The following is a 20,016-nucleotide window of genomic DNA, read 5'->3' on the forward strand; positions in this document are numbered from 1 at the left end:
TCAGGCGTCCTGAGCAGCAGTGGATTTGTGAGACGACTGGCCAAAATCGGGGATTTGAGCCGGCGGCGGGTTGGGGATGGTGACGGCGCCCTGGGCGGCCGAGGCGACCGAGGCGCGGTATTTGGCGAAGACACCTCGCGCCGGGCGGACCACGTGGGGCGTGAAGCCCGCCCGGCGCGTCGCCAGATCGACGTTGACGTCGATCCGGCGGTTGGTGACGTCGATGGTGATGCGGTCACCATCGCGAATGAGAGCGATCGGGCCGCCGACGGCGGCTTCCGGCGAGACGTGGCCGGCGACGAAGCCGTAGCTGGCGCCCGAGAACCGGCCGTCGGTCAGCAGGGCGACATTGTCGATCTTGCGGCCCTTCAGGGCGGCGGTGACTTGCAGCATCTCGCGCATGCCGGGGCCGCCCTTGGGCCCTTCGTAGCGGATGATGATGACGTCGCCTTCGCCGACCGAGCCGTCCTGGACGGCGTGGAAGGCGTCTTCCTCGCTGTCGAAGACGCAGGCAGGGCCTTCGAACTTATCGACCTTGTGGCCGGTCAGCTTGATGACCGCGCCTTCCGGGGCGACGTCGCCATAGATGACGGCGTAGCTGCCGCGCGCCATGACCGGGGCGTCGAAGCGGGTCACCACCACCTGGCCGGGGGTTTCCTCGGCCTCGGCCGCCTCGGCGAACAGGCTGCGGCCGCTGACGGTGGGGGTGTTCACGATCTTGCCGGCCTCGGCCATGCGTTGCGTCACCAGACGGGTGCCGCCGGCGGCGAACAGGTGCGAGGCCAGGAAACGGCCGCCCGGCTTCAGGTCGCAGATGACCGGCGCCTCGACGCAGGCTTGGTGACAGTCCTCGACGCCGAAATCGACGCCGGCCTCAGCCGCGATGGCCGTCAGGTGCATGACCGCGTTGGTCGATCCGCCCGAGGCCGAGACCGCGACGGCGGCGTTCTTCAGGCTGGCGCGGGTGATGTATTTGCGGGCCGTGTCGCCGGCGAAGACCCGTTCGACGATCAGCCGGCCGCAGCGCTCGCCCTCGGCCGCCTTGTTCGGATCGACCGCCGGCACGTCATTGGCGCCCATGGGCGAGATGCCCATGACCGACAGGGCCATGGCCATGGTGTTGGCCGTGAACTGACCGCCGCAGGCGCCGGCGCCGGGGCAGACCGCCTGTTCGACCGCCTTCAGGCCCGCGTCGTCCAGCGCGCCGGCCGAATGGGCGCCGATAGCCTCGAACACCTCCTGGACCGAGACCTCCTTGGTCCCCCCAGGCGTGGGCATGACGCCGGGCATGATGGTGCCGCCGTAATAGACCAGGCCCGGGATATCCATCCGCGCCAGGGCCATGGCCGCCGCCGGGATCGTCTTGTCGCAGCCGACGATGCAGACGACGCCGTCCAGTTGGTGGCCTTCGATGGCCAGTTCGATCGAGTCGGCGACGACCTCGCGGCTGATCAGCGAAGCCTTCATCCCCGCCGTGCCCATCGAGATGCCGTCGGTGACGACGATGGTGTTGAAGTCGACCGGATAGCCGCCCGCCGCGATGATGCCGGCGCGCACGTCCTTGGCCAGCCGGTCCAGGTGCATGTTGCACGGGGTGACCGTCGACCAGGTGTTGACGATGCCGATCATCGGCTTGTCGAAGTCGGCGTCCTGCATGCCGGCCGCGCGCAGATAGGACCGCGCCGCCGCCCGGTTCGGGCCATGCGTCACCGCCGCGCTGCGCGCATTGGGCTTTCTGGGCTCTGAGGTAGAATCTTGCGTCATCGGTCCGGTTCGTTTCGAACCGCCAAGCACGAAAAACCCCGCTTCCTTTCGGGAGCGGGGTGGTGCGAGGCGATCCTGAGTGTGTTTAGGTCAGGTCGCGTGCATCCACGCCGCTTGCGTAAGCAGGCCGAGGAGTACGAGGAGAATGAGGAATACAGGGCTTTCCAGGCCGGTCGGCGCGCGAACGGCCGCGACCGCCTTTGCGGTGCATCCCTTCATCATATCGCGCGTCATCATGGCCACGGGGGCTCCCTGTTCTGACGCCAAGAAACCATACCGGCCGGAGTCGCACAACCCCTGTCGCAAAAATTTTGCTCAATGCGCCCAAAACAACCTCCGAAGAGGTGTTTCTTGCCTGACATGGACGCAACCCGGTCAAACCGTAACGCTTGGTCGCACCATGTTAGGGCTAACGCGCCGCGACGGGGTTGAAACCGGGCCGCGACAGTTCCATTGAGACGCCAACAACATAATCGTTCAGAGGAGCCTCCCCCATGACCGTTCGCGTCGCCATCAATGGTTTCGGCCGCATCGGCCGTCTTGTCCTTCGCTCCATCGTCGAGCATGGCCGCACGGACATCGAAGTGGTGGCGATCAATGATCTGGGTCCGGTCGAGACCAACGCCCACCTGTTCCGCTTTGACTCGGTTCACGGCCGCTTCCCCGGCACGGTGACCTCGGGCGAGGACTGGATCGACGTCGGCACGGGCAAGATCAAGGTCACGGCCGAGCGTGATCCGGCCAACCTGCCGCACGCCGAGCTGAAGGTGGACATCGCCTTCGAATGCACCGGCATCTTCACCTCGAAGGACAAGGCCAGCGCCCACCTGAAGGCCGGCGCCAAGCGCGTCCTGGTCTCGGCCCCGGCCGAGGGCGCCGACAAGACCATCGTCTTCAAGGTCAACCACGACAGCCTGACCGCCGACGACATCGTCGTGTCCAACGGCTCGTGCACCACCAACGCCCTGGCCCCGGTGGCCAAGGTGCTGAACGACCTGTTCGGCATCGAGCGCGGCTATATGACCACCATCCACTCCTACACCGGCGACCAGCCGACGCTGGATACGATGCACAAGGATCTGTACCGCGCCCGCGCCGCCGGCCTGTCGATGATCCCGACCTCGACCGGCGCCGCCAAGGCCCTGGGCCTGGTCCTGCCGGAACTGAAGGGCAAGCTGGACGGCTCGTCGATCCGCGTCCCGACCCCGAACGTCTCGGTCGTCGACCTGAAGGTCGTCTCGGGTCGCGACGTGACCGTCGCGGAAATCAACGCCGCGCTTCAGGCCGCCGCCGACGGTCCGATGAAGGGCGTCCTGTTCACCACCACCGACCCGCTGGTCTCCAGCGACCTCAACCACATCGCCGCCTCGTCCACCGCCGCCCTGCCCCAGACCCAGGTCGTCGACGGCAAGCTGGCCCGCGTCCTCAGCTGGTACGACAACGAATGGGGCTTCGCGACCCGCATGGCCGACACGGCCCTGGTGATGGCGAAGTTCCTGTAAGCCGCAAACATCTCCTCCCCACAACGTGGGGAGGGGGACCACGACGTGGTGGAGGGGCTCTTTCCGCCGCACCGAACCTGGGGTGATAACCCCTCCGTCACGGCGCAAGGGCGCCGCGCCACCTCCCCATCGCTGCGCGACAGGGAGGAGACAGGGAAACGACCATGACCTTCCGCACCCTCGACGACGCCCCCAACGACCTGGGCTCCCTCGCCGGCAAGACGGCCTTGGTCCGGGTGGACTTCAACGTCCCGATGGAGGGCGGCAAGGTCACTGACGACACTCGGCTGCGGGTCGCCCTGCCGACGATCCAACGTCTGCGCGACGCCGGCGCCAAGGTCGCGTTGCTGGCCCACTTCGACCGTCCCAAGGGCCAGCGCGTCCCGTCGATGAGCCTTCAGCCGGTCGTCGATGATCTGGAAAATCTGCTCGGCGCCCCCGTTCGCTTCGCCGACGACTGCATCGGCCCGGACGCCGTGGACGCCATCCGCGACCTGGACGCCGGCGGCGTGGTCCTGCTCGAGAACGTCCGCTTCCACGCGGCGGAAGAGGCCAATGATCCGGTCTTCGCCCAGAAGCTGGCCGATCTGGCCGACCTCTACGTCAACGACGCCTTCTCGGCAGCCCACCGCGCCCACGCCTCGACCGAAGGCGTCGCCCGTCACATCCCCGCCTACGCCGGCGAATCGATGCGGCGCGAGCTGGACGCGCTGGACGCCGCCCTGGGCAATCCGCAGAAGCCGGTGCTGGGCATCGTCGGCGGGGCCAAGGTCTCGACCAAGCTGGACCTGCTAAAGAACCTGGTCGGCAAGCTGGACCGGCTCGCCATCGGCGGCGGCATGGCCAACACCTTCCTCTATGCCCAGGGCGTCGATATCGGCGGTTCCCTGGCCGAGAAGGACATGGCCGACACGGCGCGCGAGATCCTGACCGAGGCCGAGGCCAAGGGTTGCGAAATCCTTCTGCCGCTCGACGTCGTGGTGGCGACCGAGGTCAAGCCGGGCGTCGAAACCCGCACCGTCCTGGCCCGCGAAGACATCGGCGACGACGAAAAGATTCTCGACGCCGGTCCGCTGACGGTCGAGAAACTGATCAAGGCCATGGCCCTGTCCAAGACGCTGATCTGGAACGGCCCGCTCGGCGTGTTCGAGGTTCCGCCCTTCGACGCCGCCACGGTCAAGGCCGCTAAGGCCGCCGCCGACCTGGCCAAGTCCGGCGCCCTGGTCGCGGTCGCGGGCGGCGGCGACACCGTCTCGGCCCTGAACCACGCGGGCGTGTCGGACGACATGACCTTCGTCTCCACCGCCGGCGGCGCCTTCCTGGAATGGATGGAAGGCAAGCCCCTGCCGGGCGTCGAAGCGCTCAGGGCCTAGTCCGACGCATACAAGAATCGGGCTGTTACACGGCGTGACTTTGTTGCGTCGCAGCGCTAATCTCCCGCCCAATCATAAAAGACCTCGGCTCAGGAGATTTCATCATGGCGCGCATCACGCTGCGACAGCTGCTCGACCACGCGGCAGAGAACGACTACGGCCTGCCGGCCTACAACATCAACAATATGGAACAGGGTCTGGCGATCATGGAGGCGGCCCATGAGGTCAACGCCCCCGTCATCATCCAGGCCTCGCGCGGCGCGCGGAACTACGCCAACGACATCGTCCTGGCCAAGTTGATCGACGCCCTGGCCGAACTCTATCCCGACATCCCGGTCTGCATGCACCAGGATCACGGCAACGGCCCTGCGACCTGCGCCACCGCCATCCAGTACGGCTTCACCTCGGTGATGATGGACGGCTCGCTGGAGGAAGACGCCAAGACCCCCGCCTCCTACGAATACAATGTCGAAGTCACCCGCCGCGTCACCGAAATGGCCCATAGCTGCGGCGTCTCGGTCGAGGGCGAACTGGGCGTTCTGGGTTCGCTGGAGACCGGCATGGGCGAGGCCGAGGACGGCCACGGCTTCGAGGGCAAGCTGGACCATTCGCAGCTGCTGACCGACCCGGACCAGGCCGTCGATTTCGTCGCCGCCACCAAGGTCGACGCCCTGGCCATCGCCATGGGCACCAGCCACGGCGCCTACAAGTTCAGCAAGAAGCCGGACGGCGACATCCTGGCCATGAATGTGATCGAGGAAATCCACCGCCGCCTGCCCAACACCCACCTGGTGATGCACGGCTCGTCGTCCGTGCCCCAGGACCTGCAGGACATCATCAACCAGTACGGCGGCGAAATGCCCCAGACCTGGGGCGTGCCGGTCGAGGAGATCCAGCGCGGCATCAAACACGGCGTGCGCAAGGTCAATATCGACACCGACAACCGCATGGCCATCACCGGCGCCATTCGTAAAGCCCTGATGGAGAACCCGCGTGAGTTCGATCCCCGCGCCTATCTGAAGCCCGCCAGGGCTGCGATGAAGAAGCTGTGCATGGAGCGCTATCAGCAATTCGGCTGCGAAGGTCAGGCCTCCCGCATCCGCCCTCTGTCGACCGCCCAGATGGCCACGCGCTACGCTTCGGGCGACCTCGATCCGTCCTTCCGCGGCGCCGCGGTCAAGGCGGCCTGATCGCTCAGACCGGGTAGCGGCCGCTCAGTTCGCGCCGCACCCGGACACGATCCCATTCCGCGTGATCCAGCGCGTCGCGCGCCTCACGGGCATTGCGACGCGCCTCGCGGATCTCGCCGCGCACCTCGTCGATCCGGTCGCGGATACGCTGCCTCTCTTCGTCCGTCAGGCCGTCCGACCGCAGTTCGCGCTGCTTGGCGTCCAGCTTGTCCTCGCGATCGTCTATCCGCGCCGTCGCGCTGCTCAGCGCGCTCTCCGCCGTCTCGACCGCCGCCTCGACCTGATGCAACCGCAGCCCGTCGTGATAGGCGGGCAGGAACTCCGCCTCTTCGTCTGGTCGGCAGACCCCGTAATAGGTATTGCCCTCACGCCCCTCGATCCAACCCCGCTGGAAGGTGCAATAGGTCCTCAGACCGTCCTCGCGCGCCGATCCATAGGCGGCTGGGTTCGGCGCCACCTGATATTTCGCACAGGCCTCGGCGTGGTCGTCCAGCCGGGTGACCGGATAGCCCGCCGCCCCGTCGGCATAGCCCTTCTCGCCCCAGGCGCCGGCCAGGCATTCGTCCTTGCTCATCGTCGAGCAACTGCCCAGCAAAGCCGCGGCGGCCACGCCGCCGACGATCAACAGACGTCTCATCGCAAATCCCCTTACGCCCCCGCTTCACTATCAAACGGCGTGCGCCCCTCGCGCAAGCGGCGCGTCGTGCTAGGGAAGCCTCGTGTCCGACCCTGATCTGATCGACGAAGACGACCTGCCCCCCGGCTCCGGCCCGGGCGACGGTGGCAAGCGGCTTGAGGCGCTCATCGACGCGTCCGGCGTCCGTCTCGACAAGGCCCTTGCAGAGGCCTTCCCTGCCCTGTCCCGCGCCCGGCTCCAGGCCCTGTTGGCCGAAGGCGCCGTCAGCCGCGACGGCGGCGTCCTCACCGGCGGCTCGGCCAAGGCCCAGCCCGGCCTCTATGTCGTCGCCCTGCCGCCCGTCGCCCCGGCCACGCCCCAGCCGGAGGCCATTCCCCTGACCGTCCTCTACGAGGACGCGGACCTGATCGTCATCGACAAGCCCGCCGGCATGGCCGCCCACCCGGCGCCCGGCTGCGAGACGGGCACCCTGGTCAACGCCCTCCTGGCCCACTGCGGCGCCAGCCTGTCGGGCATAGGCGGCGTCGCCCGCCCCGGCATCGTTCACCGGCTGGACAAGGACACCTCCGGCGTCATGGTCGCCGCCAAGACCGACCGCGCCCACCAGGGCCTCTCGGCCCTGTTCGCCACCCACGACATCGAACGCACCTATCTGGCCCTGACGCGCGGCGCCCCCTCGCCGTCCAAGGGGCGGATCGAGACCCGCATCGGCCGCTCGACCGGCGACCGCAAGAAGATGGCGGTCCTGCGCGCGGGCGGGCGCGAGGCGATCACCGACTATGTGGTCCAGCAGACCTATGGCGAACCGGCGCGGGCGGGCGGCGCGCCCCTGGCCGCCCGCGTCGCCTGCACCCTGCACACCGGCCGCACCCACCAGATCCGCGTCCACCTGTCGTCGAAAGGATCGCCCATTCTCGGCGACGCGACTTACGGCTCCGGCAGCCCCGCCGCCTCCGTCCGCTCGGCGATCGCAGAGGCGGGCCTGGCCCGCCAGGCTTTGCACGCCGCCGTCCTGGGCTTCGTCCATCCGGTCACGGGCGCACTTCTGCGTTTCGAGACAGCCCCGCCGGCTGATATGCAAAGGCTCGAAGCCCTTCTCTCCCACCTCTGAGGCCGCCATGCTCGACCCCGAAATCCACGACAATCCCGAACTGAACCGCTACGAATTGGCGGTCGATGGCGAGGTGGCGGTCGTCACCTACAATCTCTCCCCGCCCAATCTGATGATCACCGAGACCCTGGTCCCGGAACGGCTCGAAGGTCAGGGCATAGCCAGCCGGCTGGCGAAACACGTCCTCGCCGACGCCAAGGCCCGCGACCTGCTGATCCTGCCGGTCTGTCCCTTCTTCTCGGCCTATCTGCAGAAACACCCCGAACACGGCGAGATCGTTCATCCGACCTATCGCGGGATACTCGGAATCTGACCGAAGCCGGGGCAGTACTGACACGCCGGCGGCGTCATCACGCGCCTCTGGATTGTCAGGAACTCGGCTTTGAACGTATTGTCATATGGAAGGGGACTTGGATCATGATTATTCTGGCTTTCGCTCTATTGCTTTCCGGCCAATCGACGGCCTTGCCCCTGCCCGCCGATGCGGCTGCCGTTCCAGTCCAGCAGGCGGCCCCGGACGCTCTTGAATCCACCCAATCCAACGGCACCGCCGCGGAGGAACGCAGGGCTGGTCGGCGCCTGATCTGCCGCGACGAGCCCGTCCTCGGATCGCGCTTCCCGGTCAGGCGGTGCCGCCCCGCCGATCTGACGCCGGAAGAACGCGCGCTCGCCGCCGATCAGCTGCGTCGCCAGCAGACCGTCACGATGAACGGAGACTGATTGGTGATCGACTCCAAGAGTGCGTCTTGAATAGAAACTGACCTGTATCTATATTGGCCTCCATCGGCGCGAGTGGCTCCCGGGCAACGGTCACGCTTTCGTGTGATGGCCCGCCTCTAAAAAGGGCGGCAACCCATAGCTACTTCACCGGTTGAGGGGTGAGACGTCGGTGCACATGTCGTGGCCGATGACGAAGAGCCCGCTCGTTTAGACGGTCGGAGGGACCATATGGCTGCCAATAGCACGCTCGCGGTGATGTCGCCTGAACAAGGCCTGTCGCGTTATCTGACGGAAATCCGCAAGTTTCCGATGCTGACCAAGGACGAGGAGTTCATGCTCGCCAAACGGTGGTCGGAACACCAGGACCCGGAAGCCGCCCACCGCCTCGTGACCTCGCACCTTCGCCTCGTGGCCAAGATCGCCATGGGTTATCGCGGCTACGGCCTGCCGATCGGCGAAGTGATTTCCGAGGGCAATGTCGGCCTGATGCAGGCCGTCAAGAAGTTCGACCCGGACAAGGGCTTCCGCCTGGCCACCTACGCCATGTGGTGGATCCGCGCCTCGATCCAGGAATACATCCTGCGCAGCTGGTCGCTCGTGAAGATGGGCACGACCGCCGCGCAGAAGAAGCTGTTCTTCAACCTGCGCAAGGCCAAGAGCCAGATTTCGGCCTTCGAGGAAGGCGACCTGCACCCCGAACACCTCGCCGCCATCGCCACCAAACTGGGCGTGACCGAGGAAGAGGTCACCAATATGAACCGCCGTCTCGGCGGCGACGCCTCGCTGAACGCGCCCCTGCGCGCGGACGGCGAAAGCGAATGGCAGGACTGGCTGGCCGACGACACGGCCGTGTCCCAGGAAACCCAGCTCGCCGAGGACGAGGAAAAAGGCATTCGCATGAGCCTCCTTCAGGAAGCCATGGAAGAGCTGACCGACCGCGAGAAACACATCCTGACGGAACGTCGCCTGAAGGACGATCCCGTGACTCTGGAAGAACTGGCCGGCCAGTACGGCGTCTCGCGCGAGCGTGTGCGTCAGATCGAGGTCCGCGCCTTCGAGAAGCTTCAGAAGGCCATGCGCGCCGCCGCCGAAGAGCGGAACCTCGTCGACGCCTGATCAGGCCTGAACCGTCATCTGGGCCTGGCCCAGGTGACGGCGTCGGTGTCTTACGACGCCCGGGCCATCCGCGCGGGCGCGGCTTGCGCCGCCATCGACATGATCTCGCCGATCGGCTTGGTCAGCCCGGCCTTGGTCACGGCTCCACCCTTCATGAAGGCCTCCAGTCCGCCTGCGGCGATCGCCAGCTTGGCGTCTCCCGCCTTGACGGCGACGGTCTTCAGGGTCTGCGCCTGCTGGTGGATGGAGCGAACGGCCTGGGCGGGATCCTGATCGAACTGGGCGATGGCCGCCGCCAGAATGCGCAGCGCCTGATCCTTGACGTCGATCTTCTCATTGGATGCGCCGTCCGCCCGGCGTTTGCGCGCCCCGGAATATTCGCCCGAGTTGAACCGGCGCCGATCCGGGCCGACATAGCCGACCGCCTCGACCCACGGGCGCGACTTCAAGGCGACGTTCTCGACCCGCTTGAAGATGTCGCCGATCGTATAGGGTTTGCGCAGGAACTCGTGCACGCCGGCGTCACGCGCGCCCTTGATCGCGGCGGCGGTGGCCTCGTTCGTGATCATAATGATCGGCGCCGAGCGGCAGGCCATGTTCGAACGACGGACGCGACGCGCCAGGGTCTCGCCATTCAGCGCCTCGCCCGAACGTTCGGTGAAGATCATGCCCGGTTCGACGTCGCGCAGTAGTTCCAGCGCGCCTTCCTCATCTCCGGCGACATAGACCTCGCGCGCGCCCAGCCCCTTCATGATGTCGGACAACAGCCGCGCGGACGAGGCGTTGGGTTCGACGATCACGATCCGCCGTATGGCGGGCTCGATGCGGCTCAGTGTTCTGGCGTCGGCGGTGAACAAGGGCTTCTGCTCCGGTTTCAGCCGGTTCCTTAACGCACCCCTGGTTAAGGCCCGTTGAATCGACGGGCCTTTTTCCTCAACCCTGGAAGGGATCCCGCATCAGAATTGTGTCGTCCCGCTCGGGGCTGGTCGACAGCAGGGCCACCGGCGCGCCGATCAATTCCTCGATCCGCCGCACATATTTGATGGCGTTGGCGTTGATGTCCTTGAAGCTGCGGACCCCGGCGGTGCTCTCGCTCCAGCCTTCCAGTTCCTCGAACACCGGCTCGGCGGCGGCCTGGGCCTTCAGGCTGGAGGGCAGATAGTCCAGCACCTCGCCGTCGACCTTGTAGCCGACGCAGATCTTCAGGGTTTTCAATCCGTCCAGCACGTCCAGCTTGGTCAGGGCGATGCCGTCGATGCCGTTGATCGCCACCGACTGGCGCACCAGAACGGCGTCGAACCAGCCGCAGCGCCGCGCCCGCCCCGTATTGACCCCGACCTCGCGGCCGACGGTCGCCAGATGCTGACCGACCTCGTCGTCCAGTTCGCAGGCGAACGGTCCCTCGCCCACCCGCGTCGTATAGGCCTTCACTATGCCCAGCACATAGCCGACGCCGCGCGGCCCGATCCCCGACCCCGCCGCCGCCTGGCCGGCCACGGTGTTGGAGCTGGTCACATAAGGGTAGGTTCCGTGGTCCACGTCCAGAAAGGCGCCCTGCGCGCCCTCGAACAGCACCCGCTTACCGTCCTTCTGCGCCTGATCCAGCACCCGCCAGGCCGGCTTCACATAGGGCAGGATCTTCGGCGCGATCTCCAGCAGCTGGGCCAGCAGCGCCTCCGGATCGATCGGCTCCAGCCCCAGGCCCGCGCGCAGCGGATCGTGGTGCGAGCGCAGCCGGTCGATCTTGACCTTCAGGTCATCGGCATTCGCCAGGTCGCACACCCGGATGGCGCGCCGACCGACCTTGTCCTCATAGGCTGGACCAATGCCGCGCCCGGTCGTGCCGATCTTGGCGCCCGGTGCGCTGGCGGCCGCCTCGCGCGCCACGTCCAGCGCCGGGTGGATCGGCAGGATCAGGCAGGCGTTGTCGGCGATGGTCAGGATATCGGCGCTGATCTTCACGCCCTGGGCCGCGATCTTCTCGATCTCACCCACCAGGTGCCAGGGATCGACCACCACGCCATTGCCGATGATCGACGGCTTGCCCTGCACCACGCCCGACGGCAGCAACGCCAGCTTATAGACCTTGCCGTCCACGACCAGCGTATGGCCCGCGTTGTGACCGCCCTGGAACCGCACGACCATGTCGGCGCGGTTGGACAGCCAGTCCACGATCTTGCCCTTGCCCTCGTCGCCCCACTGGGCGCCGACCACCGCTACGTTCGCCAAAGCACTTCTCCGCTCGAATGCGGGCGCAGCCTATAGCGGGGGAATCGGGACATGTCGTCCCGAACCGTCATATTTTACGACAGTTCCGACACCGCCGTCTCGAACGCCCATTCCAGCCAGGGCGTCGCCGCGACCACATCGGCCGTCTCGACCGTGCAGCCGCACCACAATCTCAGCCCCGGCGGCGCATTCCGGTGCGGCTCCATGTCGTACACCGCGCCCTCGCCTTCCAGCAGGGCCTTGAACCGGGTGACGAAGGCCTTCTGCGCCTTGGCGTCCAGGGCCGCGATCCGCGGAGCGACGAACTTTAGGCAGACCGAGGTGGTCGAGCGGATCTCCGGCCGTTCGGGCAGGAAGTCGATCCAGTCGGTCCGCTCCACCCATTCCGCCAGGGCCGCGTAATTGGCGTCGGTCCGCCGGATCAGTTCGTCCAGCCCCCCGATCCCCTGCGCCCACTCCAGTGCGTCGATCCAGTCTTCCAGCGTCAGGATCGAGAAGGTGTTGATCGCCACCCCGTCCGCCAGCGCCCGGTCGAACCCCTTGCCGTCGGTCAGCCGCAGCAGCTTGGGCACGGCCCGGTCCGGCCTGTACCCGTCCAGTCGCGCCACCGCGTGCGGCGACAGGGCCACCACCCCGATGCCCGCCTCGCCGCCCAGGGCCTTCTGGAAGCTGAACGTCACCACATCCAGCCTGTCCCACGGCAGGGGCATGGCGAAGGCGGCCGAGGTGGCGTCGCAGATCGCCAGCCCCTCGCGGTCGTCGGCGATCCAGTCGGCGTCCGGCACGCGCACGCCCGAGGTCGTCCCGTTCCACGGGAACACCACGTCTTTTGACCAGTCCGCCTGGCTCAGATCCGGCAGTTCGCCCCAGGGCGCCGTCAGGGCTTCGGGCGCCAGCTTCAGATGATCCTTCACGTCCGCCAGCCAGGTCAGGCCGAAATTCTCGAACGCCACCACCTGCACCGGCCGCTGGCCCAGCATCCCCCACAGGGCGGCCTCGACCGCCCCCGTGTCGGACCCCGGCGTATAGAGCAGCACATGGGTCTCGGGGACCTCCAGCACCGCCCGCGTCAGCCTCAGGCCGTGCGCGAACCGCTCCACCACCTCCGGCGCGCGGATGCCGCGCCCCAGCAGATCCTGCGGCAGGCCCGCCAGACTGTAGCCCGGCCGTTTGGCCGTCGGCCCGGCCGAAAACCACGGCCGCGCCGGCTTCACATCAGGCTTCGCGATCATGATTCCATCTCCTCGGCGCTACCGCGCGGCTTGAGCGCCCTTCAGCGTCCCGGCGTATAGGGCCGCTTGGCCCGCCAGTCCTCGGCGAACTTGACCAGGGCCGCGTCCGGCTCGTCCGGCAGGGTCACGACCAGCCGGGCCAGCAGGTCCCCGCGCCGTCCCTGGGCGAAGGCGCCCCGCCCCTTCAGCCGCAACAGCTTGCCGGAGTTGGAGCCCGCCGGGATCGTCATCTGGACCGCGCCCTCGGGCGTCGGCACCCGCACCTTTGCGCCCAGCACCGCATCGGGAACCGACACCGGCAGGTCCATGGTCAGGTCCGCCCCCTCGCGCTTGTAGATCGGGTGCGGCTCGATCTTCAGTTCGATCAGGGCGTCGCCGTTCTCGGCCCCGCGACCCGGCGATCCCTGGCCGCGCAGCCGGATGGTCTGGCCGTCCGCCGCCCCCTTGGGAATGGTCACGTCCAGCGTCCGCCCGTCCGAGAACTGGATCCGCTTCGTCGCCCCGGCGATGGCGTCCTCCAGGCTGATGTCCAGCGTCGCCCGCACGTCCTGGCCGCGCGCCGTGAAGTCCCGCGCACCGCGTTGACGCCCGCCCCCGCCGAACATGCCGAACAGATCGTCCAGATCGACGCCGTCGAAATTGGCCCGCCCGCCCGGTCCCCCGGCCCCGGAAAATCCGCCGCCCTGACCGAACGGACTCGCGCCCGCGCGACCGCCGCCGCCGCCGAAGCCCCGGTACTGTTCGTTGCCGTCGTTATCCAGCTGGCCGGCGTCGTACTTGGCCCGTTTCTCGGCGTCGCCCAGGATGTCGAAGGCCGCCGTCACCCGCTTGAACTTGTCCTCGGTGATCTTGTCGCCGGGGTTCTTGTCGGGGTGCAGTTCCTTGGCCAGGTTGCGGAACGCCTTCTTGACCTCGTCCGCGCTCGCGCCCTTCGAAACGCCCAGTTCCTTATAGGGGTCGCCTGCCACGTCCGTTGTCGCTCCAACTGAAAAACCGAGAGGTCGTCAGTTAAGCCATGCCCCGCCCCCCGCAAAGGGCCGGACCCGGCATATTTGCTAGACCAGCCGGATTTCCGCCTCGACGCCCCAACCGAACCCCTCGCCCCATTGCGCCACGGCGATCCGCGCCGAGGCCGGCGCCCCGCCCGGAAAATCCGCCGCCAGCGCCGCCGCCGGATAGACCAGGGTCGTCCCCTCCGCCTCCATCGTCCGCACCACCGTCCCGCCGTCCAGCACGCGCGCCCGGAACCGCATCGGATCGACCGGCGTCGGATCGCCGTCCCAGCCGTCGCCGTACAGCCGCACCCGCGGCGTCCATCGCACCGTCACACCCTCCACGCCCGCCTCTATCGCCAGACCGGCCGGCGACCACGGCCGCGCATGCAGCCCGCCCAGTGTGAACGCGACCTCGGCGAATCCCGCTCCGCCCGGCGCCGCCCCCGCCGGCCCGGCGCGACAGACCAGCGGCAGGCCCCGCTCGTTCAGCCCGATCTCCGCCCGCGACAAGGCCGCGTCCAGGAACACCACGATCGCGCCTTCGACCGCGCCGACCCGCATCGTCGCCTCCACAACGAAATCCGAAGTCTCGACGCCGCCGACCGCGACCCGCACCGCCCCCTCGACCGGCTTGGCGATCGGTCGTTCCACGTCTCCGTAACGCTTGATCAGCGGAAACCCCGTCCGCGCCCCGTCCCCGACGCCCAGGACCTGGTCGCCGGCCGAGACCGTCCCGCCCGGCCCGCACGACTTGAAGTCGGCGAAATCCTTGAACCGGAACCCGTACAGCCGCCCCCGCCGCGCCTCGAAAAAGGCCGTCAGCTCGGCCATGTCGTCCAGCGATCTCAGGTTCGCCCCGATCAGGTATCGCCTGCGCCCCAGGGCCCAGGGCGTCGAACGCCGCTCGAACCCCGACGCCAGGGTCGCGATCTCCGTCCGCCGCTCCACCCCGCCGGTCGAGCCGAACGCCAGCCGCGCGGGCAGTCGCACCTCATGAAAGCCCATCCGAACCTGTCCCCTGTTTCACTTGTTCGCAAAGCGCCGCTCGTCCATGCTCGCCAAACCGCGGCCGAGGGGCCGTACCGAGACGGGAGCGAAAAATGCGCGGCGAAATCCTCAGCTTCGACGGCACGGCCGGAACCGGCCTGATCAGCGGCGACGACGGCGCGCGCTACAGCTTCGTCTCATCCAGCCTTCAGTCGCCGGCCGTTCCCGCCCCCGGCGTCCGCGTCGACTTCGTGCCCGAGGGCGAAGAGGCGACGCAAATTCTGATCCTGGCGGGCGGCCCGTCCACCGTCGGCGTCGCCGGCGGCCTGTCCGCCCCGACCGACACCACCGTCGCCGGCTTCGACTGGCAGAAGCTGTTCCTGTCGTTCGAGGGGCGCACCCGGCGCAGCCATTTCTGGATCGGCTGGCTGATCCTGCTGGGCGTCGGCGTCGTCGCCAACTGGCTGCCGATCATCGGCGGCCTGATCTCCCTGGCCCTGATCTGGCCCAACCTGGCCATTTCGGTGAAGCGTCTGCACGACATGGGCCTCACCGGCTGGCTGATCGCCATCCCCTGGGTCGGCTCCATCGTCTTCTTCATGGTCGGGCTCGTCATGGTCGGCATGGGCGCCGTCGCCGGCGGCATGACCGTCAACGACTACGAGGGTGATCCCGCCGCCATTCTCGCCCTGATGGGTCCCGGCATGATCGCCTTCATCCTCTCCGGCCTGATTCCCCTGATCTTCCTGCTGTGGATCGGCCTGGTCGAAGGCCAGAAGGGCGACAACCGCTTCGGCCCCAATCCCAAGGGCGAATAGGATCCGACGCGAGGGCGAGTGGTCGGCGGTTCGCCGCCACTCGTCACTCTCCACGCCTACATCCGCCGCGCGCCCAGACTGACCGCCCGCGCCAGCATCTGGGCGATCTGGGCCTCGGACCGCAACAGGGCCGGCGCCCCGCCCTCCACCGCCACATTGACCGTCACTCCGCCGCCCGACGCCGGGCCGACCTCGCCACCGGTCGTCGGCCGGAACACCTCCGGCCCCCGCTCCCCGACCAGATAGGCGCCACCGCCCAGCACCGGCCCGCCGTCCGCCCGCGCCCCGCCGAAGCTGGACATCGCCGCCTGGATCGCCGCGCTCAGCCCTTGGCCCGATCCGCCCGAACTCGCCGCGTTCACCGCCTCCAGCACCGCCGCCGCCTCGGCCGCCCGCACTGGCGCCGCCTCGATCCCGTCGCGTCCGAACTCATCCGCGATACGGCCAGACCCACCGACCGTCCATCGACCGAATAGTCCCAGGCCTCGGGCCAGCCCGACCGGCCCGGCGCCACCTTCACCCGGTCGGACCGCAGCGCCCACAGCTCGTCCGGCGCTCCGTCGCCGTCGGCGTCCCCGGTCGCCTCAATCCAGGCGTTGCCCGACACCTGCAGCGCCCCATAGACCGCCTCCATCAGCACCGCCCCCGACTGTTCGGGATTGGGCCGCCGCATCAGCCGGGCCAGCGGATGGGCCTCGTCCCGCGCCCCGTCCACGAACACCGCCAGCGGGATCGAAGCCGCCGCCTCGGCGATCATCCGGATGCAGCGATAGGCCACGGCATTCCTCTGATACCCCTCCCGCGCCAGACTGGCGTAATCGTTGGGCGTCCACCGCGGCCGCCCCACGCCCGACAGCAGCACCGCCGCCCGACTGGCCTTCGCCTCGGGCGCGCGCACACGCCCCGCCTGGCCGAACGGCCACCGGATCGAAACCATCGAAATCTCCCTGAACCAAAAATCCTCCCCCTTGGGGGAGGGGGACCGCCGCGCCTCTTGCGCGGGGGTGGAGGGGGCGCAACGCCCCCCGACCTCAGCCGCTCTTCAGCGGATCAAGCGGTCGCGTCGCAACCCGCCCCCGGAACGAGAGCCACCGCAGCAACGGCCGCTCCACCCCGACATGCACCGCCGCCCCGGCCGCCAGACTGGCGCCGATGGTCAACACCACCACCGCATTCCCGGGCAGGACCCCGCCCGCCTCGAACACCCGTCCCAACACGCGGATCACCAGCACATGGACCAGATAGACGGCGTAGGAGGCGTCCCCCATGAAGATCAGCCCGCGCCGCACCGGCCCCGGTTCGCCCTCCGTCCGCGCCCGCGCCGCCAGCCCCAGCACCACCAGTCCGGCCGGCAGGCCCCAGATGACCACCCGCGCCAGCCCGACCAGAGGCTGATTCAGCGCCGCTTCCCCGTCGATCTCGCCGTATCCGAACCCCAGCGACAGCCCGAACCCGACTAGGCCCAGCCCCACCGCAGCCAAAGCCGCCGCCCTAGGCAAACCCCGACCCCAGCGCGCGATCCCGACCCCGATCAGGAACTCCAGCACCAGGGGCGAACCGACGAACCGCAACACCGGCGTCGCCACGACCAGACCGGCGACCACCCCCGCCACGGCCCCGACGACCAGCGCCCATCCGGCCCGTCCGCCGCCGGCCATGGCCAGGCCGAACCCGGCGTAGAACAGCATTTCGAAACACAGGGTCCATCCCGCCCCCAGGGCCGGAAACGTCATCTCCAGCCCGCTGAACGGCCAGAACAGAAAGCTCGCCGCCGCCACATCGGCCGTCAGGGTCCCGCCCCGCGCCATGCCGATCAGGATCGGCAGCGACAACAGCCAGTAGATCAGCGCCACCCGTATGAACCGCCGCCGCAGGAAATCCCCCGCCGCCCGCAGTCCCGTCTGCCCCCGCGTCGTCGTGGCGATGATGAAGCCGCTGATCACGAAGAACAGATCGACCCCCGCCGCCCCGAAATCCTCCAGCGTCCCGCCGGCCAGAACCGTCTCCAGCCCCAGCCGCGCCGTCGTCAGATCGACCGCATGGGCGACCACGACCCCCGTCGCCGCCACGAACCGCAAGACCTGGATCTCGTCGAACCTCTCCCCCATGCCCGTCGGTAACATCGACGCGCGCGGAACCCAACCTCAGATAATCACACGCGCCCGCACCGCCTGTGCGATCAGCGCCTGACCCGCCGCGTTCGGATGGACCGCGTCGAACATCAGCCCCGGCGCGAAACCTCCGCCGAACAGGGCCGCCCCGTCGATCGGCGCCGCCAACCCCTTCTCCGCCGCCACCTCCACGGCCGCCGCCGCTATCGCCTGTTGCGCGGCGTAGCTCGCCTTGCCCTGGGCCGGGTCCGACGGCGTCCCCGTCATCATCAGCACGTCGCCGGTGATCAGCGCCCGGTCGACCAGCAGCCCCAGATTGGCCCGATAGGCCGCCACCGCCGTCCCATTGTTCCAGTCGTTGATGGTCAGGCAGATCACCGTCAGGTCCGCCCCCGCGACCGGCAGTCCGCCATAGGCCCGATACGGCTGGTCCGTCGTGGTCCAGTCGGCGACCCGCGCCCCGCCCCAGCCGCCGTTGATCACCTGCACCCGCCGCAGCTCGGACTTCCAGGCCGCGCCCCCGGCGATGAAGACCGCCCCGCCCGACGCCCGCCGCACCGAAATTGGGCCGTTCGTCTCGGGAAAACCGACCGTATGCCGCTCCAGCGCCGCGGGCTTCAGCGTGTCGATGGTCGCCCGCACCACCCCGTCGGTCTCGACCGCGATCACCCCCAGGGCAGTATTGCACACGGCATAGAGGTCGAACCGGTCCACCGGCCCGTCCGGCTGGAACGACCAGGTCTCGGTCCCCCAGTCCGGGGTGGTGAACAGCTTCCCGCCCAGACTGGTCAGGCTGGTCACGCTCCATCCGCTCCCCAGGCTGAGGCGCGGGTCATAAACGCCGTATCCGCCGCTCGCCAGATCGCCGGCGCCGGCTCCCGCCAGCGCCGCCGCCGACGCCGGCAGGCCGCCCACGCTCATCAAGTCCGCCAGACGTTTCGGCCAGGCCGCCCCGCGCCCGTTCGGCGTCCAGCCGCCCGCCACGGCGCCGAACCCCTGGGCCACGCTGTCGCTGACGACCAGCAGCCGCGCGTCCCGCACCCCCGCCAGCATGTTCCGCACCGCCGCCGACCAGCGCGGCAGATCAGGGACATCGAACTGCGGCCGCCCCGGCGCCAGGACCCCGCCCGGCGCCAGGACGGCGGCCTCGACCGCCGGCCTCAATCGAACACCGCCACGACCTGGGTCGCCGTGGTCCCGGTGGCCAGCACGCGCCGCACCTGGACCGGCAACCAGCCGACCGGATGATTGGCGAAGGTCACGGCCTCCCCGTCCTCACCCCCGACCGTCAGCACACGGATATTACCCGCCGCCCCGACATACAGGGCCTTGGCGTAGATCGGCAGATCGACCGTATCGCTGGCCGTCACCACCGCCGCGCGCCGCCCCGGCCCGCTGGCGTCCCGCCCATGGTTCAACAACCCGTCCCGCTCCGCGATCCCCGGCATGTCTCTCTCCTTCGATGAAAATGATTTCTCCCTCCCCCGCGGGGAAGGGTTGTCGAGCCAAAGGCGAGACCGGGTGGGGACGGCCGGTGCCCCGCGCCGACCCGCTAAGTTCCCCCCGCCCTTGCTTCGTGCTAGTTTCAAACCATGACGATCCACGTCGATATCGCTCGTTCGCAGGCCACCCTGGCCGAACTCGCCGCCCAGGCTGCTAGCGGCGAAGAAATCGTCCTGTCCAGCGATGGTCAGGCGGTCGCCGTCATCCGCGCCGCCGAGGTCTCGGAGAAGCCCCGATTTCGTTTCGGCGCCCTGGCCCATCTCGGTCCCTTGACCGAAGAAGAGGCCAACCTCTTTCTACAGCCTGATCCCGATTTTATCGAAGCGGCCGAATCCGCCGATGAAGACGATCTCTATCGTTGAGCGGGGTTCTGCTCGACACTCATGCGCTGATCTGGAGTCTATTCGACCAGCCTCAGATGACGGCTTCGGCGCGATCTTGGATCGATCCGGCAAAGCCCATCTATGTCAGCGTCGTCAGTATCTACGAAATCGACAACAAGCGTCGGCGCGGAGGGGGTCGAGCGGCCGACGTCCATCTGCATCGCATGCCCCGCGACATGCCGTCCGCCCTCCCTCAACTGGGCTTCACCCTGCTTCCCATCGAGCCCGAAGTCGCTTAGCGCGCGGCCAATCTGCCCATAGACGCGCGCGACCCTTGGGACCGTATCCTCGTCGCTCAGGCCCTGACGCTGGACATACCCCTCATCAGCGCCGACGCCCCGCTAC

22 protein-coding genes and 1 pseudogene are annotated in these 20,016 nt (G+C 68.4%); 10 read left to right on the top strand and 13 right to left on the bottom strand.

Going from position 1 to position 20,016, the window contains the following annotated elements; translation table 11 throughout:
• On the bottom strand, nucleotides 1-1,764 hold the full coding sequence (locus H2037_RS09810) for a dihydroxy-acid dehydratase (RefSeq protein ID WP_292120974.1): 1,764 nt from the start codon (nucleotides 1,762-1,764) through the stop codon (nucleotides 1-3).
• 90 nt (nucleotides 1,765-1,854) lie between these two features.
• The gene (locus H2037_RS09815; protein WP_292120977.1) at nucleotides 1,855-2,007 is read right to left on the bottom strand and encodes a hypothetical protein; all 153 of its coding nucleotides are present in this window, start codon (nucleotides 2,005-2,007) and stop codon (nucleotides 1,855-1,857) included.
• A gap of 251 nt (nucleotides 2,008-2,258) precedes the next feature.
• On the opposite strand from H2037_RS09815, the gene gap reads away from it, so the two are divergent.
• From gap to fba, 3 genes are all read left to right on the top strand, one after another.
• Entirely contained in the window at nucleotides 2,259-3,266 is a 1,008-nt protein-coding gene (gene gap / locus H2037_RS09820; RefSeq protein WP_292120980.1) for a type I glyceraldehyde-3-phosphate dehydrogenase, read from the top strand.
• Nucleotides 3,267-3,430: 164 nt separating this feature from the next.
• Complete coding sequence (locus H2037_RS09825) at nucleotides 3,431-4,639, top strand: phosphoglycerate kinase (protein WP_292120982.1); 1,209 nt, start codon at nucleotides 3,431-3,433, stop codon at nucleotides 4,637-4,639.
• A 104-nt stretch (nucleotides 4,640-4,743) separates the two neighbouring features.
• Nucleotides 4,744-5,829 carry a class II fructose-bisphosphate aldolase gene (gene fba, locus H2037_RS09830; RefSeq protein ID WP_292120984.1) on the top strand — a complete coding sequence of 362 codons (1,086 nt, stop codon included), beginning with the start codon at nucleotides 4,744-4,746 and terminating at the stop codon, nucleotides 5,827-5,829.
• A gap of 4 nt (nucleotides 5,830-5,833) precedes the next feature.
• Here the strand turns inward: fba and H2037_RS09835 are convergent, their stop codons facing one another.
• A complete protein-coding gene (locus H2037_RS09835; RefSeq protein WP_292120986.1) occupies nucleotides 5,834-6,466 on the bottom strand; it encodes a DUF2799 domain-containing protein in 633 nt (210 codons plus the stop codon).
• A gap of 115 nt (nucleotides 6,467-6,581) precedes the next feature.
• On the opposite strand from H2037_RS09835, the gene H2037_RS09840 reads away from it, so the two are divergent.
• From H2037_RS09840 to rpoH, 4 genes are all read left to right on the top strand, one after another.
• On the top strand, nucleotides 6,582-7,577 hold the full coding sequence (locus H2037_RS09840; RefSeq protein WP_292121064.1) for an RluA family pseudouridine synthase: 996 nt from the start codon (nucleotides 6,582-6,584) through the stop codon (nucleotides 7,575-7,577).
• A gap of 7 nt (nucleotides 7,578-7,584) precedes the next feature.
• Entirely contained in the window at nucleotides 7,585-7,890 is a 306-nt protein-coding gene (locus tag H2037_RS09845) for a GNAT family N-acetyltransferase (protein ID WP_292120989.1), read from the top strand.
• Nucleotides 7,891-7,994: 104 nt separating this feature from the next.
• Nucleotides 7,995-8,297 (top strand): hypothetical protein, encoded by a 303-nt coding sequence (locus H2037_RS09850; protein WP_292120991.1) that lies wholly within the window; start codon nucleotides 7,995-7,997, stop codon nucleotides 8,295-8,297.
• Between the two features lie 228 nt (nucleotides 8,298-8,525).
• On the top strand, nucleotides 8,526-9,413 hold the full coding sequence (gene rpoH, locus H2037_RS09855; RefSeq protein WP_292120994.1) for an RNA polymerase sigma factor RpoH: 888 nt from the start codon (nucleotides 8,526-8,528) through the stop codon (nucleotides 9,411-9,413).
• A 50-nt stretch (nucleotides 9,414-9,463) separates the two neighbouring features.
• Here the strand turns inward: rpoH and H2037_RS09860 are convergent, their stop codons facing one another.
• The 5 genes and pseudogenes from H2037_RS09860 to H2037_RS09880 all read right to left on the bottom strand — a co-directional run.
• Nucleotides 9,464-10,270, bottom strand: a complete 807-nt coding sequence (locus H2037_RS09860) for a response regulator (protein WP_292120997.1) — start codon at nucleotides 10,268-10,270, stop codon at nucleotides 9,464-9,466.
• Between the two features lie 76 nt (nucleotides 10,271-10,346).
• Nucleotides 10,347-11,642: an adenylosuccinate synthase gene (locus tag H2037_RS09865; protein WP_292121000.1), complete on the bottom strand. Its 1,296-nt coding sequence runs from the start codon at nucleotides 11,640-11,642 to the stop codon at nucleotides 10,347-10,349.
• 74 nt (nucleotides 11,643-11,716) lie between these two features.
• A complete protein-coding gene (locus H2037_RS09870; protein WP_292121003.1) occupies nucleotides 11,717-12,874 on the bottom strand; it encodes a phosphoserine transaminase in 1,158 nt (385 codons plus the stop codon).
• 41 nt (nucleotides 12,875-12,915) lie between these two features.
• Entirely contained in the window at nucleotides 12,916-13,842 is a 927-nt protein-coding gene (locus tag H2037_RS09875) for a DnaJ C-terminal domain-containing protein (protein ID WP_292121006.1), read from the bottom strand.
• 591 nt (nucleotides 13,843-14,433) lie between these two features.
• Nucleotides 14,434-14,874, bottom strand: a pseudogene (locus tag H2037_RS09880) (DUF2460 domain-containing protein); the annotation flags it as partial.
• Nucleotides 14,875-14,969: 95 nt separating this feature from the next.
• On the opposite strand from H2037_RS09880, the gene H2037_RS09885 reads away from it, so the two are divergent.
• Entirely contained in the window at nucleotides 14,970-15,674 is a 705-nt protein-coding gene (locus H2037_RS09885) for a DUF805 domain-containing protein (RefSeq protein WP_292121009.1), read from the top strand.
• A 56-nt stretch (nucleotides 15,675-15,730) separates the two neighbouring features.
• On the opposite strand, the gene H2037_RS09890 is transcribed toward H2037_RS09885, so the two are convergent.
• The 5 genes from H2037_RS09890 to H2037_RS09910 form a co-directional block, all read right to left on the bottom strand.
• Nucleotides 15,731-16,072 carry a hypothetical protein gene (locus tag H2037_RS09890; protein ID WP_292121010.1) on the bottom strand — a complete coding sequence of 114 codons (342 nt, stop codon included), beginning with the start codon at nucleotides 16,070-16,072 and terminating at the stop codon, nucleotides 15,731-15,733.
• Complete coding sequence (locus H2037_RS09895) at nucleotides 16,033-16,611, bottom strand: phage portal protein (RefSeq protein ID WP_292121011.1); 579 nt, start codon at nucleotides 16,609-16,611, stop codon at nucleotides 16,033-16,035. Before H2037_RS09895 ends, H2037_RS09890 begins: the two co-directional genes overlap by 40 nt.
• A gap of 94 nt (nucleotides 16,612-16,705) precedes the next feature.
• Entirely contained in the window at nucleotides 16,706-17,797 is a 1,092-nt protein-coding gene (locus H2037_RS09900) for an acyltransferase (protein WP_292121013.1), read from the bottom strand.
• Between the two features lie 21 nt (nucleotides 17,798-17,818).
• A complete protein-coding gene (locus H2037_RS09905; protein WP_292121016.1) occupies nucleotides 17,819-18,949 on the bottom strand; it encodes an SGNH/GDSL hydrolase family protein in 1,131 nt (376 codons plus the stop codon).
• Nucleotides 18,946-19,233, bottom strand: a complete 288-nt coding sequence (locus tag H2037_RS09910) for a hypothetical protein (protein WP_292121018.1) — start codon at nucleotides 19,231-19,233, stop codon at nucleotides 18,946-18,948. Before H2037_RS09910 ends, H2037_RS09905 begins: the two co-directional genes overlap by 4 nt.
• A 144-nt stretch (nucleotides 19,234-19,377) precedes the next feature.
• Between H2037_RS09910 and H2037_RS09915 the strand changes: the two genes are divergently transcribed.
• Together H2037_RS09915 and H2037_RS09920 are read left to right on the top strand one after the other, a co-directional pair.
• Nucleotides 19,378-19,650 carry a hypothetical protein gene (locus H2037_RS09915; protein ID WP_292121020.1) on the top strand — a complete coding sequence of 91 codons (273 nt, stop codon included), beginning with the start codon at nucleotides 19,378-19,380 and terminating at the stop codon, nucleotides 19,648-19,650.
• Entirely contained in the window at nucleotides 19,647-19,910 is a 264-nt protein-coding gene (locus H2037_RS09920; RefSeq protein WP_292121022.1) for a hypothetical protein, read from the top strand. Before H2037_RS09915 ends, H2037_RS09920 begins: the two co-directional genes overlap by 4 nt.
• The last annotated feature ends 106 nt before the right edge of the window (nucleotides 19,911-20,016 follow it).

Origin of the sequence: Brevundimonas sp. (assembly GCF_013912065.1) — a bacterium.
Classification (GTDB): Bacteria; Pseudomonadota; Alphaproteobacteria; order Caulobacterales; family Caulobacteraceae; genus Brevundimonas.

Bases quoted from the DNA above. Each gene is read 5' to 3' on its own strand.
- H2037_RS09810 (WP_292120974.1), bottom strand. From the start codon at position 1,764: ATGACGCAAGATTCTACCTCAGAGCCCAGAAAGCCCAATGCGCGCAGC.
- gap (WP_292120980.1), top strand. From the start codon at position 2,259: ATGACCGTTCGCGTCGCCATCAATGGTTTCGGCCGCATCGGCCGTCTT.
- H2037_RS09825 (WP_292120982.1), top strand. From the start codon at position 3,431: ATGACCTTCCGCACCCTCGACGACGCCCCCAACGACCTGGGCTCCCTC.
- fba (WP_292120984.1), top strand. From the start codon at position 4,744: ATGGCGCGCATCACGCTGCGACAGCTGCTCGACCACGCGGCAGAGAAC.
- H2037_RS09835 (WP_292120986.1), bottom strand. From the start codon at position 6,466: ATGAGACGTCTGTTGATCGTCGGCGGCGTGGCCGCCGCGGCTTTGCTG.
- H2037_RS09845 (WP_292120989.1), top strand. From the start codon at position 7,585: ATGCTCGACCCCGAAATCCACGACAATCCCGAACTGAACCGCTACGAA.
- H2037_RS09850 (WP_292120991.1), top strand. From the start codon at position 7,995: ATGATTATTCTGGCTTTCGCTCTATTGCTTTCCGGCCAATCGACGGCC.
- rpoH (WP_292120994.1), top strand. From the start codon at position 8,526: ATGGCTGCCAATAGCACGCTCGCGGTGATGTCGCCTGAACAAGGCCTG.
- H2037_RS09870 (WP_292121003.1), bottom strand. From the start codon at position 12,874: ATGATCGCGAAGCCTGATGTGAAGCCGGCGCGGCCGTGGTTTTCGGCC.
- H2037_RS09885 (WP_292121009.1), top strand. From the start codon at position 14,970: ATGCGCGGCGAAATCCTCAGCTTCGACGGCACGGCCGGAACCGGCCTG.
- H2037_RS09895 (WP_292121011.1), bottom strand. From the start codon at position 16,611: ATGGTTTCGATCCGGTGGCCGTTCGGCCAGGCGGGGCGTGTGCGCGCG.
- H2037_RS09900 (WP_292121013.1), bottom strand. From the start codon at position 17,797: ATGTTACCGACGGGCATGGGGGAGAGGTTCGACGAGATCCAGGTCTTG.
- H2037_RS09910 (WP_292121018.1), bottom strand. From the start codon at position 19,233: ATGCCGGGGATCGCGGAGCGGGACGGGTTGTTGAACCATGGGCGGGAC.
- H2037_RS09915 (WP_292121020.1), top strand. From the start codon at position 19,378: ATGACGATCCACGTCGATATCGCTCGTTCGCAGGCCACCCTGGCCGAA.